Origin of the sequence: Burkholderia sp. JPY481 (assembly GCF_038900515.1) — a bacterium.
Taxonomy (GTDB): Bacteria; Pseudomonadota; Gammaproteobacteria; order Burkholderiales; family Burkholderiaceae; genus Paraburkholderia; species Paraburkholderia youngii.
Genome location: NZ_JAYMRT010000033.1, coordinates 1 through 15625, shown reverse-complemented (window position 1 = coordinate 15625; position 15625 = coordinate 1). Strand labels below are relative to the sequence as shown.

At 61.6% G+C, this 15625-nt stretch carries 15 protein-coding genes; 9 read left to right on the top strand and 6 right to left on the bottom strand.

All coding sequences use genetic code 11. The features are described from left to right. Positions 1-78: 78 nt before the first annotated feature. From VSR82_RS36515 to dld, 4 genes are all read left to right on the top strand, one after another. Complete coding sequence (locus VSR82_RS36515) at positions 79-1023, top strand: electron transfer flavoprotein subunit alpha/FixB family protein (protein ID WP_410850498.1); 945 nt, start codon at positions 79-81, stop codon at positions 1021-1023. Between the two features lie 810 nt (positions 1024-1833). Continuing rightward, positions 1834-2601, top strand: a complete 768-nt coding sequence (gene glcC / locus VSR82_RS36510; protein WP_498858598.1) for a transcriptional regulator GlcC — start codon at positions 1834-1836, stop codon at positions 2599-2601. Between the two features lie 205 nt (positions 2602-2806). Further along, positions 2807-4177: an MFS transporter gene (locus VSR82_RS36505; RefSeq protein WP_368582055.1), complete on the top strand. Its 1371-nt coding sequence runs from the start codon at positions 2807-2809 to the stop codon at positions 4175-4177. A gap of 36 nt (positions 4178-4213) precedes the next feature. Continuing rightward, positions 4214-5953 (top strand): D-lactate dehydrogenase, encoded by a 1740-nt coding sequence (dld, locus tag VSR82_RS36500; protein WP_498858597.1) that lies wholly within the window; start codon positions 4214-4216, stop codon positions 5951-5953. 140 nt (positions 5954-6093) lie between these two features. On the opposite strand, the gene VSR82_RS36495 is transcribed toward dld, so the two are convergent. Both VSR82_RS36495 and VSR82_RS36490 read right to left on the bottom strand, forming a co-directional pair. Next, a complete protein-coding gene (locus VSR82_RS36495) occupies positions 6094-6696 on the bottom strand; it encodes a phosphatase PAP2 family protein (protein WP_368582053.1) in 603 nt (200 codons plus the stop codon). Further along, positions 6693-6887 carry a response regulator gene (locus tag VSR82_RS36490; protein ID WP_368582052.1) on the bottom strand — a complete coding sequence of 65 codons (195 nt, stop codon included), beginning with the start codon at positions 6885-6887 and terminating at the stop codon, positions 6693-6695. The genes VSR82_RS36495 and VSR82_RS36490 overlap by 4 nt, the downstream gene beginning before the upstream one ends. Before the next feature lie 178 nt (positions 6888-7065). Between VSR82_RS36490 and VSR82_RS36485 the strand changes: the two genes are divergently transcribed. Then, complete coding sequence (locus VSR82_RS36485) at positions 7066-7347, top strand: NirD/YgiW/YdeI family stress tolerance protein (protein WP_368582050.1); 282 nt, start codon at positions 7066-7068, stop codon at positions 7345-7347. After that, on the top strand, positions 7347-7919 hold the full coding sequence (locus VSR82_RS36480; protein WP_368582049.1) for a class I SAM-dependent methyltransferase: 573 nt from the start codon (positions 7347-7349) through the stop codon (positions 7917-7919). The genes VSR82_RS36485 and VSR82_RS36480 overlap by 1 nt, the downstream gene beginning before the upstream one ends. Positions 7920-7978: 59 nt before the next feature. On the opposite strand, the gene VSR82_RS36475 is transcribed toward VSR82_RS36480, so the two are convergent. From VSR82_RS36475 to VSR82_RS36465, 3 genes are all read right to left on the bottom strand, one after another. Continuing rightward, positions 7979-9928 (bottom strand): M48 family metallopeptidase, encoded by a 1950-nt coding sequence (locus tag VSR82_RS36475; RefSeq protein WP_429456792.1) that lies wholly within the window; start codon positions 9926-9928, stop codon positions 7979-7981. 52 nt (positions 9929-9980) lie between these two features. Continuing rightward, a complete protein-coding gene (locus VSR82_RS36470; RefSeq protein ID WP_368582047.1) occupies positions 9981-10580 on the bottom strand; it encodes a LemA family protein in 600 nt (199 codons plus the stop codon). 303 nt (positions 10581-10883) lie between these two features. Next, positions 10884-11201: a LysR family transcriptional regulator gene (locus tag VSR82_RS36465; RefSeq protein WP_498858596.1), complete on the bottom strand. Its 318-nt coding sequence runs from the start codon at positions 11199-11201 to the stop codon at positions 10884-10886. Between the two features lie 272 nt (positions 11202-11473). Between VSR82_RS36465 and ku the strand changes: the two genes are divergently transcribed. After that, positions 11474-12403 (top strand): non-homologous end joining protein Ku, encoded by a 930-nt coding sequence (gene ku, locus VSR82_RS36460; RefSeq protein ID WP_368582045.1) that lies wholly within the window; start codon positions 11474-11476, stop codon positions 12401-12403. After that, positions 12400-13242 carry a tetratricopeptide repeat protein gene (locus VSR82_RS36455; protein WP_368582044.1) on the top strand — a complete coding sequence of 281 codons (843 nt, stop codon included), beginning with the start codon at positions 12400-12402 and terminating at the stop codon, positions 13240-13242. Before ku ends, VSR82_RS36455 begins: the two co-directional genes overlap by 4 nt. Positions 13243-13273: 31 nt before the next feature. On the opposite strand, the gene VSR82_RS36450 is transcribed toward VSR82_RS36455, so the two are convergent. After that, a complete protein-coding gene (locus tag VSR82_RS36450) occupies positions 13274-14248 on the bottom strand; it encodes a LysR family transcriptional regulator (RefSeq protein WP_368582043.1) in 975 nt (324 codons plus the stop codon). 518 nt (positions 14249-14766) lie between these two features. Here VSR82_RS36450 and VSR82_RS36445 point away from each other — a divergent pair. Next, positions 14767-15625 (top strand): AraC family transcriptional regulator (locus tag VSR82_RS36445; RefSeq protein ID WP_498858595.1); only part of this gene is annotated, 859 nt, incomplete at its 3' end.

Sequence of the window (15625 nt, the reverse complement as noted above, 5' to 3'; positions counted from 1 at the left end):
GCAACTATGTTGCATGGGACTGGAGTAAGCGCTAAAGCGCTAACTCCAGTCGACACGGAGACAAAGCAAATGACGAATCTGGTTAGCCTCGTAATAGCAGAACACGATAATGCGTCGATCAAGGCAGCGACACTGACTACCATTGCAGCGGCGAAGAAGATCGGCGGTGAAGTTCACGTGCTGGTCGCGGGTCACAATGCGCAGCCCGTAGCCGACGCGGCAGCGAACATCGTGGGCGTTAGCAAAGTATTGCTGGCCGATGCGCCGCAACTCGAAGCGGGCCTCGCGGAAAACATCGAAGCGACGGTGCTGACGCTTGTGCAAGATGCTGCGAAGAACTATTCGCACATCCTCGCGCCGGCCACCGCCTACGGCAAGAACGTCGTGCCGCGTATCGCCGCGAAGCTCGACGTCGCTCAGATCAGCGACATCACGGCAGTCGATTCACCCGATACGTTCGAGCGCCCGATCTACGCGGGCAACGCAATTGCGACTGTGCAATCTCAAGATCCGATCAAGGTCATCACGGTACGCACGACTGGCTTCGATGCCGTCGCAGCGGAAGGCGGCAGAGCCTCGGTCGAGAAGATCGAAGCCGCAGCCGACGCAGGCATCTCGCAGTTCGTGAGCCGCGAAGTGACGAAGCTCGATCGTCCGGAACTGACGTCGGCAAACATCATCGTGTCGGGCGGCCGCGGTCTCGGCAGCGGCGAGAACTACACGAGGGTGCTGGAGCCTTTGGCAGACAAGCTCGGCGCAGCGATGGGGGCATCGCGTGCAGCCGTCGATGCGGGCTACGTGCCGAACGACTATCAGGTCGGTCAGACGGGCAAGATCGTCGCGCCGCAACTGTATATCGCGGTCGGCATTTCGGGTGCGATCCAGCACCTTGCGGGCATGAAGGACTCGAAGGTGATCGTCGCGATCAACAAGGATAAAGAAGCGCCGATTTTCAGCGTCGCGGATTACAGCCTCGTCGGTGACCTGTTCACCGTCGTGCCCGAACTCGTCGGAAGCCTATGAGGCCCTTGATGACTGGCTGCTCGCGTTCACTGGCGGAGAAACCATTGGATCTTTCAATCGGGATACACCTGGTGTTCATACCGGCCTCATCGACGCCGTTGCCTAACTGTCGGCTTTGGCCGGTGCCCTTGAGTGACGGCACAGAATGTCCGTTCCCGCTCTGATACCTGCCCTTTAATCTGCGACGGCCCGACCGGGGGAATGGGTCGTGCATGGTCGCTCGATGACAGCGAAAGCTGTCGTTCACCCGGAACCCCGAGCATCCTCAACTGAGGTACCCATTCCAGCTGCTTACAATCCTGAGAAGCTCGGCGTGGACGTTTTTGCCTGGTAGCGGTCACAGACGCTTACGGGGCCAGTCGCAAGGATGGTTGACGAGCTTTTGCCGCGATGGAAGATTTATGGTTGAAAGTTGTTGGTCCTGGAAGTTATTTGAGTAAAAAGACCGTGGCCGAGGCCCCGTTTCTACATCAGGCTCCGCCCAAAGCGGAAGTTATTTGGTTGAATTTTCGGAAGCCAATCGAGTTCTTCCACAAAATCCTCCATCCGGCGTCGCTGTTCATCTGGAACACTCCCACTGCCTGAGCAGCTTTCAGTGTGTTGCGTCCATCGGTTGAATCCGCCGAGAAGATCAGACTCCACGGTAACTCAGAAGAATGTTGGTAAGCCCTTGCAGTCCGCATAGGCCGATACTCTCAAAATACCAGGAGGTTATCCAGCGATGCTATTGGCGCAGAGTCTTGTGGCAACAGTGCTAGGATTGCCATCAGCTAAAGTCTCTTCGAAGTGGTCGGACCAGTGAGATACGCCATGCAGGATGTCAAATCAGAATACCCGTCACAAATCGCGGATGTGGTCGCCGAACGGATAGAAAGCCTGATCGTCGACGGCGTCCTGAAACCAGGTCAAGCCTTACCGTCCGAGCGGCGTCTGATGGTCAAACTGGGTGTGTCGCGCTCCGCGTTGCGAGAAGGGTTGAAGGTGTTGCGGGCGCGCCGAATCATCGACACTGCGCACGGCCGCGGGTCGTTCGTCGCAGCGCTCACCTCGCAACCCGCCCTCACGCCGATGATGCATCTTCTCGGCTCGCAGCCGAGAACCCTCTACGACATTTTCGAAGTACGCGAGATGCTCGAGGCTGAATCGGCGCGGCTTGCCGCGCTTCGGGGAACGCAGGCGGATTTCGCGCTGATCACCCGCCGCTACGAGGAAATGCTCGCCGCGAACCGGAGCGATGTGGACGAATCGACACGTGCGCGGCTCGACTATGCGTTTCATCTCGCGATCTGCGAGGCCTCGCACAACCCGGTGCTCGTGCACACGCTGAGTTCGCTCACCGATCTGTTGCTGAGCTCCGTCTTCGCCTCCGTCAACAACCTCTACCATCGCGAGGCGGAAAAGCGTGTGATCGACAGGCAGCATGCCCGGCTCTACAAGGCCGTCATCGGCAAACAGCCGGAGCCGGCTCGCAAGGCTGCCGCTACGCATATCGCCACCACGATCACCTGTCTGAGAGAAGTCGAAGCGGAGGAGCAGCGTCTGGTGCGGGCCACGCTGCGGCTCGAGGGCTGGGCGTGACGCGAGCCGCGAGCGAGCATGAGTGTGCCGTCCGCCGGGGCACCCGCGTCGGCGTTGATTCGCGCGCGAAACCACGTCCTGGCACCAAAAAATAACTGGTAGGACCACTGCTGAAACGTCTCGACAGTCTCGTACTGGCGCGAAACAATGCGCGCTAGCAAACTCAGCTGCGGCGGCAAGCCGCACAGGAATCAGGAGACTCGCGATGACCTCGCACAACCCGCCAGGCGTGTCCGCCCGGCCCGCTACGGATAGATCCCGCACCCTCGCTTCAACTGCAACGACCGGGTTCGAAAACGCGACTTACGCGAAAGTGACCTGGCGTCTGCTGCCATTTCTCTTCATCTGCTATGTCGCGGCCTATCTGGATCGCGTCAACGTGGGATTCGCCAAGCTGCAAATGCTCAGCGACCTGAAGTTCAGTGAGTCGGTGTACGGGCTTGGCGCGGGGATTTTCTTCATCGGCTATTTCGTGTTCGAAGTGCCGAGCAACATTCTGCTGCATCGCGTGGGCGCACGCTTGTGGATCAGCCGGATCATGGTGACATGGGCGTTGGTGTCGGCGGCGTCGCTGTTCGTGAAGACGCCCGCCATGTTCTATACGATGCGCTTTCTCCTCGGCGTCGCCGAGGCAGGGTTCTTTCCGGGTATCGTGCTTTATCTGACGTACTGGTATCCGTCGGTGCGTCGTGGCCGCATGAACGCGCTTTTCATGATCGGCATTCCGGTGGCTGGGGTGCTCGGCGGCCCGCTGTCGGGTTGGATCATGCAGGCGTTCAACGGCGTGCAGGGTTTGTCGAACTGGCAATGGCTATTCCTGATCGAAGCGCTTCCGTCCCTGGTGCTCGGCATTGTCACGCTGTTCGTGCTGCCAAACGGCATCCGCGCCGCGTCCTGGCTCGACGAACGGCAAAAGCAGCTTCTCGAGGACAACATTGCACGCGACGCAGATGCAGGCGCTGAGGCGTCGCTGAGCAGCGTCGTGTCCAATGGCCGCGTCTGGCGGCTCGCGGCAATCTACTTCTGTTGCATGATGGGCCTCTACGGCGTGAGCTTTTATTTGCCCACGCTGATCAAGGCGGCGGGCGTCAAGGAAGCGCTGGATGTCGGCATGCTGACTGCGGTGCCCTATGCGGTCGCCATCGTGTCGATGATTCTGGTCGCGCGCAGCTCCGACCGTCGCAACGAACGCCGCTGGCATCTCGCGATGGCGGCCGTTGCCGCCGCAGCGGGCTTTTACGCAAGTACGCTCCATGCGGGCAATCTCGCGCTCGTATTGTTCACGCTGTCGCTCGGCACCGCCGGTGTGTTGTCGATGATGCCGGTCTTCTGGACGTATCCGAGCAGCGTGTTGACCGGCACGGCCGCCGCCGCGGGAATCGCGATGATCAATTCGGTCGGCAATCTCGCCGGATTCGTCAGCCCGTCGATCATCGGATGGATGAAGGACGTGACGCACAGCACCAACGCCGGTCTGCTGGTCGTCGCGGCGGCGCTGTTCGTCGGCGCGGTGCTGGCGCTGACTCAGCGCACGCCGTCCGTATCGACATCGGCGGCGCAGCCGAGCCGGGTCTGATGCCACTCTTGCGTTGATATGTGATCGAAGGCCGTTATGTCCGATACAGCCTATTCCGCGATTTCCCCCGGGGATACGCGTAGAACATTGCTCGCGTCGCTCGGCGATATCGTCGGCGCGCGCAACGTGCTCACCAGTGATGCGCAAACGCGCCGCTACCGCACCGGCTACCGCTTTGGGAACGGCCGCGTGCTGGCGGTGGCGCGCCCCGGCACGCTGGTCGAACAATGGCAGGTGCTAGCCGCATGCGTCGCGGCGCGGGCGATCGTCATCACGCAGGCGTCGAATACCGGACTGACCGGCGGTTCGACGCCTGACGGCGACGACTACGACCGCGACGTTGTCATCGTCAGCACGACGCGCATCCGCCGCGTGCATCTGATCGCCGGCGGGCGTCAGGTCGTCTGCATCGGCGGCACGACGCTCGATCAACTTGAACGCACACTGAAACCGCTCGGACGCGAGCCGCATTCGGTGATCGGCTCGTCGTGCATCGGCGCGTCGGTGCTCGGCGGCATCAGCAACAATTCGGGCGGCTCGCTGGTGCATCGCGGACCGGCCTATACAGAAATGGCGGTGTTTGCCGCCGTCGATGCGTCGGGCACGCTGCGGCTCGTCAACCATCTGGGTATCGAACTCGGCAACACGCCCGAAGAGATTCTGTCGCGGGTCGAGAACGGCACGTTCACCGACGCGGACATTCGCAACGACGCGGCGGCTTCGGACCATGAATATGCCACCCATGTCCGCAATGTCGATGCGCCCACGCCTGCGCGCTTCAACGCCGATCCGCGACGCCTGTTCGAAGCTTCCGGTTGCGCCGGCAAGCTGATGGTATTCGCGGTGCGTCTCGACACATTTGCGGCGGAGCAGGGCGCGAAGGTGTTCTACATCGGCACGAACGACACGAGCGTGCTGACCGAGATCCGACGCCATGCGCTCGCGAACTTCGCGCACCTGCCGATTGCCGGCGAATATCTGCATCGTGACGCGTTCGATGTTGCGCGAAAATACGGGAAGGATCTGTTCGTCATCATCGACAGGTTCGGCACGGACCGGTTGCCGATGTTCTTCAATCTGAAAACACGCTGCGATGCGTTGTTCGAGCGCCTCGGCTTCATGCCGAAGCATCTGACCGATCGTGTGCTGCAATGGATCAGCAAACGTCTGCCGGATCATCTGCCTGCGCGCCTCAACGCTTATCGCGAGCAGTACGAGCATCATCTGATGCTGAAGGTGCCGGCGGCGGGCATCGAGGAAGCGCGCGCCTTCCTGTCGGAACGCTTCGCGCAATCCGGCGGCGGGTATTTCGAATGTACCGAAGAAGAAGGCCGCAAGGCATTTCTGCATCGCTTCGCGGCGGCGAGCGCGGCCGTTCGATACCGTGCGGTTCATCATCGCGAGGTCGAGGATATCGTCGCGCTCGATATCGCGCTACGACGCAACGAGCGGGACTGGTTCGAGCGGCTGCCGAATAAAATCGAACGTGCGATCGTGCTGAAGCTGTATTACGGGCACTTCCTGTGTCACGTCTTCCACCAGGACTACATTGTCGCTAAAGGCAACGACTGTGTCGCACTCGAACACGGGATGCTCGAGTTGCTCGACATTCGCGGTGCCGAGTATCCCGCCGAGCACAACGTGGGGCATCTGTACGAGGCCAAGCCGCAACTCGCAGAGTTCTACAAGAAGCTCGACCCGTGCAATTGTTTGAATCCAGGCATCGGAAAGACTTCGAAATTCGCTGCCTATCGCGACTGCACAGTTGAAGCTTGATGGCGGTCTTCGCGGACTCGGCTGTTGAATAAAAGGGGACGGTCCGCCGACTTTTTAGGCGTCCGCATATCAAGGAGACGTGAATTGCATGTCCCTGGCGGCTTCGCGTCTTCCCTAAGGTCGTTTTCGGGGACGGGCAATCATGGCCTCAGCCAGCCACGACTTATCGGCCATGCAAGCAGCATACGATAGAGCGTGACCACCAGACCTGTCATCGCCGTGCCGCCCGTTTGCCACAGCCTCGCGATTGCCGCATAAGCGATGCACGCGACGGCCACTGCCCCGAGCATATCAAGCGGAAAATGCACGCCGAGAAACACCCGTGCCCACGCGACGATGATACCCACGACGAGTGTCACGCCACCGAGCCAGCACATCCGCCCGAAAAGCAGCGGCAGCGCGATGCTGGCAAAGAGGGTGGCGTGATCGCTTGGAAACGACGAATCGGGCGCATGCGCGAGGAACGTGTGGCCAAGCCCGATCATGAACGGCCGGGGGTGCTGCCAGACCAGACCGATCAACTGGTTGACGCCGAGCGCCAGCAGCGCGACGCAGCAGGCACGCAGGGCCAGCTCGCGCCGCTGGTGGTCCCCGGAAAGCCACATCATCACCAGGATGAGCGGGACTAACCAGACCAGATAGTTTGCACAGGCGAGCGCCGCGCTGACCAGCCATCCTGGCGTTGCCGGCGTGCCGTTGATCATCAGGAAGAGCGCGTGGTTGAATGCTTCGATGGTATTCATTGCGTCGTTTTGTGCTGAAGATGAAGAATGCGCCAGCCGCCGTGTGTCTGCGGCCGCGGCGCCTGGCTACACATGGCAACCAGCACCGCAGCGAGCGCGCCCTTGGGTGTTGCGGCGAAACCTTCGCGTCGCAGGCCGGGTCTGAGTCCATTGCCGATCAGCGGATCGTCCTCAGCCAGCAGTATTCGCATCCGCCGTCATCCTGGTCCCGCCGGTTCCCTGACGCGGCGTCGCAAGCTTACCGGCCGGAAGGTTAACACTGCATTAAGAGGCGGACACCGCGCAGCGTCGCCTTCACTCTGGCTTCAGCCTCGGGTCCGTAGACTGCTTTCTGTCGCGACCACGATGTCGCCCGTTCAAGGAGAACCAATGAAGAAGCTCATTGTTGCCTGCCTGATCGCCATGTCCGCCGCAGCGGCCCACGCGGCATACACAGGACCGGGTGCCGAAGCGACGGCCACCACGGTCCAACAGCTCCGCGACGCAGGCAGGGAAGACCAGCGCACCTCGCCGCGCGGCCATATCGTGAAATCTATCGGCGACCGAAAGTACCAGTTCGCCGGCGGCACCGCAGAGATCCCGGTCAAGATCGAGCACGAACGCTGGCCGGCCGGACAGGTCAAGGTCTATGACATCAAGGTGGTGCAGTAATGGTCGCCGGCCCCCTGCACACGTCCCGGCTGTTTGCACGGGAATGGGCGACGGCGCCCTGGTCGGTCGGCGCCATCTGCCCGAGCTCACGGCGACTCGCCGCGCGTCTTGCGCGGGAGGTGCCGGCAGGCAACGGTGTGGTCATCGAACTCGGTGGCGGTACCGGCGCGGTCACGCACGCGTTGCTCGAAAACGGCGTGCCAACCGACCGGCTGATCGTCGTCGAGCGCTCCCCGACCTTTGTGCGGCATCTGCGCGGGCGATTCCCGAATGTGTCGGTCATGCACGCCGACGCTGCCCGCCTGGCCTGGTGTCTGCCACTGGACCTGCGCGTCGACGCGATCGTGTCGTGTCTGCCGTTGCGCTCGTTGCCTCATCGCGAGGTGGATGAGATCGTTGACCAGTGGCGGCAGGTCCTGCGTCCTGGCGGTGTCGTGATTCAGTTTACTTACGATATCCGGCCGGACCGGAACATCGTGAATGCCGGTGGGATGGGCGACTTTGTGATGCTGTCGAGCCGGATCATCTGGGCTAACCTGCCGCCGGCCCGTGTCGTGACGATGCAACTGTGAGCGGCACGACACGCGTCCAGCGGTCATGGCAAGAGCGCCTCGCACGTGCCTTGCCAGGGCTACCCTTCCTCCGCTTCCGGCACGACGAGCGGCGGTAGCGGGCAGTCGAGCGTATCGCAGATGGCGCGAAGCAGTTCGGCTTCGCGGACGGTGACCTGCCGATTTGCCAGGATGCAGGCCGCGCAGGCGGCGACGATCCGGCGCTTGATGGCCGGGACCGATTGATTGAGCGTTTGCAGGGCCGCGTCGAATCCGGCGAGCGAGCATTCTTCGCGAGGCGGCAAGCGGTGGGCGTGCTCGCCGCCGATGTAGCCGCGCATGCCCGTATCGAAAGCCCGGGCGGCCTGGTCGGTTTCCGGCTGGCCTTCCCAGGCCAATAGCGCCAACACCGTTGCCACCGGGTGTGCGAGGCTCTGCAGGGAGCCGCGCACTGCACGCGCCGGGCGCTGAGGGAGGAATTGGGCGTCGAGATGCCGATGCAGCACACAGCGAAGCGTGTACTCGAACAAGCTCAGCCGCTGGTCGGCGACCATCAGCATCTCGACCTGAGCGCGGAATGCATGATGCTGCCGCGGCGACATCTGCCGCAGTGCTGGCAGGCTCAGGTCCAGAAGGGGCAGCCGATGCGTGTCCGGCAGAGCCTGGACAGGGGCGATCAGCCGCAGGGTTTCGGCGAAGTCCTGAGGCTCAGCGCCGACTTTTAGCCGGGTCAGCTGGAGTTCCCGCAGGTCCGACCCCGGGTCCATGAGAAGGGCATAGACCAGGGCGCGAGCACTGAACGGTTCCTGGGCGGCGACCCGGAGCAGGTCTGGCATGCCATCGTGAAGCCCCTGCGCATAGCTGATCAGTTCCGGATCGATGCGGCCGACCCGGGATGCTGTTTCGTCGGCGAGCCCCAGGACCGGCACCGGCACCTGCGGAAGTCCCGGTAGCGTGGGAGCCCCGCCGAACGGCGGGGCATGGCTGCGCCGGGGGCCTTCAGGTTCGTCCCGATCGACACCTACCGGCCGCACCTCCGGGAACCGGCCGTCGAACTGGGGATTGAGCCGGCGAATGCGCTCGACGAGGGGCGGGTGGGTAGCCAGCAGTCCGGCGAGTCCCTCGCCAGCGAAGGCGTTGGCGAAAAACATGTGACCAGCCTCTGCGGCTTGGGGGTTGCCGATGCGTGACCCCTCGGCCAGCCCGCCGATCTTCATTAGCGCCCCGCCGATTCCGTCGGGGTTGCGCGTGAACTGGACGGCACTGGCGTCGGCCAGGTACTCGCGCTGCCGCGACACCGCCGCCATGATCAGCCGACCGAAGAACGCTCCCACGAGACCGAGCACGAACACGCCCAGGCCCAGCAGCACCATGCCGCCCTGGGAATTCTGCCTTCCCGACGAGCGTCCTCTGGAAGCGAACATGAGGCTGCGGCCGATGATGGACAACACCATGATCCCGAAGATCAGGCCGATTAGCCGGATGTTGAGTCGCATGTCGCCGTTGAGGATGTGGCTGAACTCGTGAGCCACCACGCCCTGAAGCTCGTCGCGGGTCAGGTAGTTCAGGCAGCCCTGCGAGACGGCGACCACGGCATCGCCCGGAGCGTAGCCGGCCGCGAAGGCATTGATTCCGGGCTCATCCAGAATATAAACGGGGGGTACCGGCACTCCCGCAGCGAGGGCAATCTCCTCGACGACGTTGAGCAGCCGTTTCTGCCGCGCGTCGGTGGTCGTGCGGGGTACCTCCACACCGCCCAACATCAAGGCGACAGCCTGGCCGCCGGAAGCGAGCTGGCTTACCTTGAATGCGCTGGCGCCACCGACCACAAGGCCCACCCCCAGCGCCGCGAGCAGGAGCATCTCCGGGTGCCACCAGGAGACCGGCGCGTGGGCGCCATAGGTGCTGAGCGCCACCAGCAGCCCGTAGACCAAGGCGATCAGTATCAGGATCGCCAGGACGAAATAGACCACCAGCTGAAAGGTCTTGTGTCGGGCCGAATCCTGCTGCTGAAAGAAATTGGTGGTCACGGTCAGAGCGGCTTGGGGAGCATGAGACGCACAGAGCGATCGCGGTCCCGGCCTACCGGAACGACACCTTGGGCGCTGCGCGCTCGGTCTCTGCGGTTTCCAATAGCGTCGCCTCCTTGAAGCCGAACATGCCGGCCACCGTAACCGCCGGGAAGACCTCGCGCCGGATGTTGTACTCGGTGGCGGCGTCGTTGAACGCTTGCCGGGCGAAGCCGACCTTGTTCTCGGTCGAGGTCAGCTCTTCCTGCAAGGCGAGCATGTTCTGGTTGGCCTTGAGGTCCGGGTAGGCCTCGGAGAGGGCAAAGAGCCTGCCCAAGGTGCCGCCCAGCAGAGCCTCGGCCTGGTTAAACCCTTTGATGGCCGCCGGGTCGCTGGGATTGGCCGCGACTTTCTGCTCGGCAGCCATCGCGCTGTTGCGGGCCTTGATGACGGCGTCGAGCGTCTCCCGCTCGTGGCCCATATAGCCCTTGACCGCTTCGACCAGGTTCGGAATCAGGTCGTAGCGCCGCTTGAGCTGCACATCGATCTGCGCAAAGGCGTTCTCGAAGCGCTTCCGGGCAACCACCAGCCCGTTGTAGATGCCCATTAGCCAGAGCGCGAGCAACAGCCCGATGCCCAGGAGCACGAGCAGGGTGATGATGACGGGACTCATTGGCCGTGACCTCCGACGAGAGCACTGCTGGTTTGGACCATCGCACGACTATGGAAACAGGATAAACGAAATGGCGTTCAATTCAATCGAGTCGCGATGCCGATATATGTAAAACGGCGGAGATTGATGCGCAATGCGCCAATTCCTTGCTTCCGTGATTGTTTCTTTATCTGGTGCCGCGTCCGCATCGAGAGATTATCGTTAGTTATCGGAATCGCGCCGAAAATTGTTTGAGCAGCAACTGACGGGTGAAATGACTCAACGTTTGTGGCCGGAACGAGGCCGGAAGCGGAAGCTATTTGGTCAACTTTCAGGAAGGCAATCGAGTTCCTCTACAAAGCCGCCAGTGGACGGCGTGACACCCAATCTTGCCGCTGCGGCGGAAAAGCTTTTCTGCTCAGCGACGGCAACAAAAGTGGTGATTCCGTCGAGGCGATCCTGTTCCATCACCTTTTGCAAGACCCGATTATCTGTTCTGATCGCTCCTTGCACGGTGCGGCGAAATCGAGTCAGGCTGATAAAAAGAAAATCAATTAAAGACCGTTGGCTGCGCTCTAATGGCGTTAGTCGTTTTGCCGAGGGCGGCGCGCCATTCTGTACCACGGCATCCTTGGCGGGCAAGTCAATTCTATCCTTGCGTCAATTGCTCAGTGTCAGCGCCGGGGCCATGTGTTTTAGTCAGCTCGTGCCCGCAATTGGAACCGATTCCAAAGAGGAGCGCTGACGCCGATCTATAGAAGTTGTCTGGTTGAATCCGGAGAACCTGATCGGCTTCCTGTACACATCGAGTGCCAGCGCCCGAAAACGCCGTAGAATTCCCCAAGCACAGTTCGCCCTCGTGCGATGCAACCGAGTTTGTGCGACCAGCGGTCGCCGCTTATCGGGAGACAGTCATGGCTGCGCGTTCAATTGCGTCTCTGACGCTTTCCTTCGGTCTGGTATCGATTCCGGTCAAGCTTTACTCGGCGACCGACAGCGCTTCAGGTGTGGGATTCCATCTCCTGACGCCTGACGGCGGACGGGTCAAACAGCAGTACATCTCCGAGGCGACAGGCGAGGTCGTGGCGCGAGCCGACATGAAGAAAGGCTATGAGTTTGAAAAAGGCCAGTTCGTCGTTTTCACGCCAGACGAACTGAAAGCGCTCGAGGAAGGCGCAACGCATGTCGTTGAGATTGTTTCCTTCGTGCCGGAGAAATCAGTCGACCCTCTGTATTACGACAAGGCTTATTTCATCGCGCCAGACAAGCGCGGCGGCAAACCGTACAGTCTGCTTCAGCAGGCGATGCGCGAAAGCGAACGGTGCGCGCTCGCAAAATGGTCATATAAAGGGAAGACACGCATCGTCCAGATTCGCCCGGCCGAGGACGGCATGGTGTTTCAGCAACTGTTGTTCGCGGACGAGGTTCGCTCGCTGACTGAATTGCATATCGAGCATGTAGCAGTGACGGGCACCGAGCTTCAGCTCGCGCTGCAAATAATCGACCAGGTGTCCGAAGATTCGTATGACCCAACGGCGTACGAGGATGAGGAAAAGAAGCGGATTCTGGCAGCGATTGACCAGAAGATCGCCGGCAAGCAGATCGTGTCTCCCGCCGAACCAGGCATGGAGTCGGGCGCCGAAGTGATTGACCTGATGGAAGCCCTTCGTGCGAGCCTTGGCCGCAACAAGACCAAGCAGGCCGCGCCCGCCAAAGCCGCGCCCGTAAAAAAGGCGCCCGCAGCGGCAGCCGATGAGCTCGCATCCAAACCGAGGCGACCGGCGAAGCGGGCGCCGGCCAAGGTCGAAGAAGCGGCTCCTGCCAAGGTTCGGGCGCGCAAGTGAAAAGGCGCAATGCCTCGCACGACTACTCGTTGCGCAGTCTCCAGTCGCTGCTGGGTGTCTCACGACGAGTGCTGTCCGGCCTGATAGACGCTGGATTCGTGCAACCGTCGCGCGGTCGCCGTAACGAGCTCCGGTTCACGTTCCGCGACGTCGTGTTATTGCGCACAGCTTTCCAGCTTCAGTCGGCCAAAATCGCGTCGCGAAAGATTCTGCGAGCGCTTGCGCGGCTCAAAGCGGAATTGCCTGAAGAACTTCCGCTGACCGGCATCCGCATTACGGCAGTTGGTGACTCGGTGGTCGTCAAGACCGGTGAATCACAATGGGATGCGACCTCGGGTCAGCTTCTGCTCGATCTGGAAGTGGCGCCTGTCAAGGGCGAAGTCGCGTTCCTCGACGCTGCCCCCCGCAACATCGTTGGCCGGGAAAAGCAAACCGAGGAGTGGTTCGCTCTTGCAGAGGAACTTGCCGATACCGACGTCATCGGTGCTGAGCAGGCGTATAAAAAGGTGCTCGAATTGTCGCCGACTCCGCACTACGACGCTTATAACAACCTGGGCGTCCTGCTTTGCGAAGTCGGCATGAAGTACGACGAGGCATTGTCCGTCTTTGACCGGGCGCTCGAGCATTTTCCGCAGGACGCTCTGTTGCACTTCAATCGCGCAGTCGCTCTGGAAGAACTGGAGCGCTACGACGCAGCGATGCAAGCCTATGAACGATGCATCGAGCTCAATCCCACGCATGCCGACGCTCACTTCAATATTGCACGCTTGAGCGAGATTCGAGGCGACAAGCAGGGACTTGTCAGGCACCTGAGTGCGTATCGCCGGCTAAGCAGGTGACGCGCACTCGACTGCTCCGCGGCGCAGGCACTTACGCGGCGCTATGCCTGCGGGCGGCGCGCCCGCCTCTGCGCGCGGAACCGCTCAGCTCTTCTGCCGTCAGGAAAAATTGACTGTTGTCCGCCAGCCGCGAAACCGCAAAATCGATGAAGGTTCTCACGCGCAACGGTTGCTCGGTTCGGCGGCGGTAGTAGACGTAGATCGACTCGCGCTGGGTCACATGCTGAGTGAGCAAAGGCACCAGTCGTCCGGCGCGGATGTGTGACACCGCTGAGAAGCTTCCGAGCTGCCCGATCACCAGTCCGGCTAGTACCGCTTCGGCTTCCGCGTCGACATCGTTCGAGCACACCGACGCAGCCATCTCCTTGTACACGATCTCTCCGCCGATCATGAATTCCCATGGCGCGTGCTTGCCGGTGTTCGCCCGCCGATACGCTGAGCAACGATGCGCATCGAGGTCATTGACGGTCTTCGGCACGCCGTACCGTTCGAGGTAGGCCGGTGACGCGCACACGATCAACTGAATTGGCAGAAGTCGTCGGGCAATGGCGCCCCCAGATGGCGGCGACCCGCCGCGAAAGCCGACGTCCGCGCGATCGCTGACGAGATCCGTGAAGCGATCGTCGAAACGCACGTCGATCTGCACATCGGGGTATAGCGCCGCGAACTCCAGGATCAACGGCAACAGTACCGTCCGTCCGAGTGCGGTCGGGGCGCTCACACACAGTGGTCCCGCGACTTCCTCTTTTGAACGGCGAGCATCGTCGATCGCCGAAGACAGCATGGCGAGCGCCGGCTCGACGCTGCGCAACAGTCGTTGTCCCTCGTCGGTCAGGCTCAGCTTGCGTGTGGTCCGATGGAAAACCTGGACGCCAAGGGATTTTTCAAGCTGCATCACAGCGTGGCTCGCCGCCTGAGGCGAGATACCGAGATCTACGGCGGCGCGGCGGAAACTGCCGAGTGTCGCCGTGCGGACGAAAACCGAAATAGCGCGGACCTCGTTCATCGTCGCCCCCATTAGCAAATTTTTGTTGATTAATGACTCTAACACCCGTCGGGCTAGTGCATGTTAATCGTGCGTCCCATGCTGCTGTTCACCTTCGCGACGAAATGGGAGGACAGCATGAGCAACGCTAAGAGCCCGAATAGCAACGTTGTGAACGCAGACGCCATGACCCTTAGAGAGGAATTGGAGAAACGCTTGTAAGCGAATGCGGCAAGCTCTGCCGAGAATCGAGTTGGCTCTCCTCGGGTCGCGTGCAGGCAACACTACGGAGACGTGAACATGGGACAAGAAGAGGCCGTCGTTTCGGTAGCCTCAAAGGAAGCGCGGCGGCGCGCGGCACGCTTGCCTCCCTGTGTGTGCTGAGCGTTCTCGCCATCGCGCCGGCGCTAACTGCCGAGTACGCACCGTTGTGGTTCCGCGAATCCGCAGACGCGCATATCGTTCTGACGAAAAAATCGTTGTCGACGCTTATCGCAGACGCCACTCTGGAAGGTATTTTGTTTCTCGGGTGTCTGAGCATGCTGAGTGATTCCACGGACGAAATGACCGACTGGCTGCTTTCCAGTCTCGAACTAAAGAGCACGGTGTTTCACGTTGGGCAGTACTGCGGCACGTGGCAAGCATCGACGGCAGGCCGTCACCTCGCCAGCTTTCATGTCGTGCTGTATGGCGAGTGCTGGCTACATGTCGCAGCCGGACCGGAACGGGCGGCACACAGCATCCGCTTGCAAGCCGGTGATGCAGCGTTTCTGGTGCGAGATGTTCCGCATTGTCTGTCGCCGTCAGCCGAGCCGCCGGCGGCCGGCAGCGAGACCGCGCGCATGGGCGTGATGACGCCACTCGAACCCGGGCAGACTCACGAGCGCACCGCGGCGGGCGTTGGCATTGCTTGCGGTTTCTTCGAATTCGCGTCGGCGCTCGACGGGCTGGTGGTCGGGTTGTTGCCGGAAAGGATCATTGCGCGCCACGACCACCCGTCGATGGAAAAGGCACGCACGATCTTCCGCCTGATCCGGGACGAAGCGTTGGGCGGCGCCGATGCAGTGTCGCCGGTTCTCGCCCGGCTCACCGGTCTGCTTTTTGTGTACGCGTTGCGCGCACATGATCGCGACGAGGATGCGGTGCCAAGTTTCTGGCGACTGTTGCGGCACCCCGCGTTCGCGCAACTGGCCGGCGCCATCGTCGAGACTCCCGAGAAGTGCTGGACGACGCAGACGATGGCCGCCTTCGTCCATATGTCCCGTTCGCGTTTTTGCCGGCTGTTCGGCGAGCTTGCCGGTCAGCCGCCTGCACAGTTCGTCGCCCTCGTCAGGATGAAACTGGCCGCCACCATGCTTGCGCATGGCGCATCGACCGCGAAAGTGATCGAGCAGGTTG

Bases quoted from the DNA above. Each gene is read 5' to 3' on its own strand.
- glcC (WP_498858598.1), top strand. From the start codon at position 1,834: ATGCAGGATGTCAAATCAGAATACCCGTCACAAATCGCGGATGTGGTC.
- VSR82_RS36505 (WP_368582055.1), top strand. From the start codon at position 2,807: ATGACCTCGCACAACCCGCCAGGCGTGTCCGCCCGGCCCGCTACGGAT.
- dld (WP_498858597.1), top strand. From the start codon at position 4,214: ATGTCCGATACAGCCTATTCCGCGATTTCCCCCGGGGATACGCGTAGA.
- VSR82_RS36495 (WP_368582053.1), bottom strand. From the start codon at position 6,696: ATGAATACCATCGAAGCATTCAACCACGCGCTCTTCCTGATGATCAAC.
- VSR82_RS36490 (WP_368582052.1), bottom strand. From the start codon at position 6,887: ATGCGAATACTGCTGGCTGAGGACGATCCGCTGATCGGCAATGGACTC.
- VSR82_RS36485 (WP_368582050.1), top strand. From the start codon at position 7,066: ATGAAGAAGCTCATTGTTGCCTGCCTGATCGCCATGTCCGCCGCAGCG.
- VSR82_RS36480 (WP_368582049.1), top strand. From the start codon at position 7,347: ATGGTCGCCGGCCCCCTGCACACGTCCCGGCTGTTTGCACGGGAATGG.
- VSR82_RS36470 (WP_368582047.1), bottom strand. From the start codon at position 10,580: ATGAGTCCCGTCATCATCACCCTGCTCGTGCTCCTGGGCATCGGGCTG.
- ku (WP_368582045.1), top strand. From the start codon at position 11,474: ATGGCTGCGCGTTCAATTGCGTCTCTGACGCTTTCCTTCGGTCTGGTA.
- VSR82_RS36450 (WP_368582043.1), bottom strand. From the start codon at position 14,248: ATGAACGAGGTCCGCGCTATTTCGGTTTTCGTCCGCACGGCGACACTC.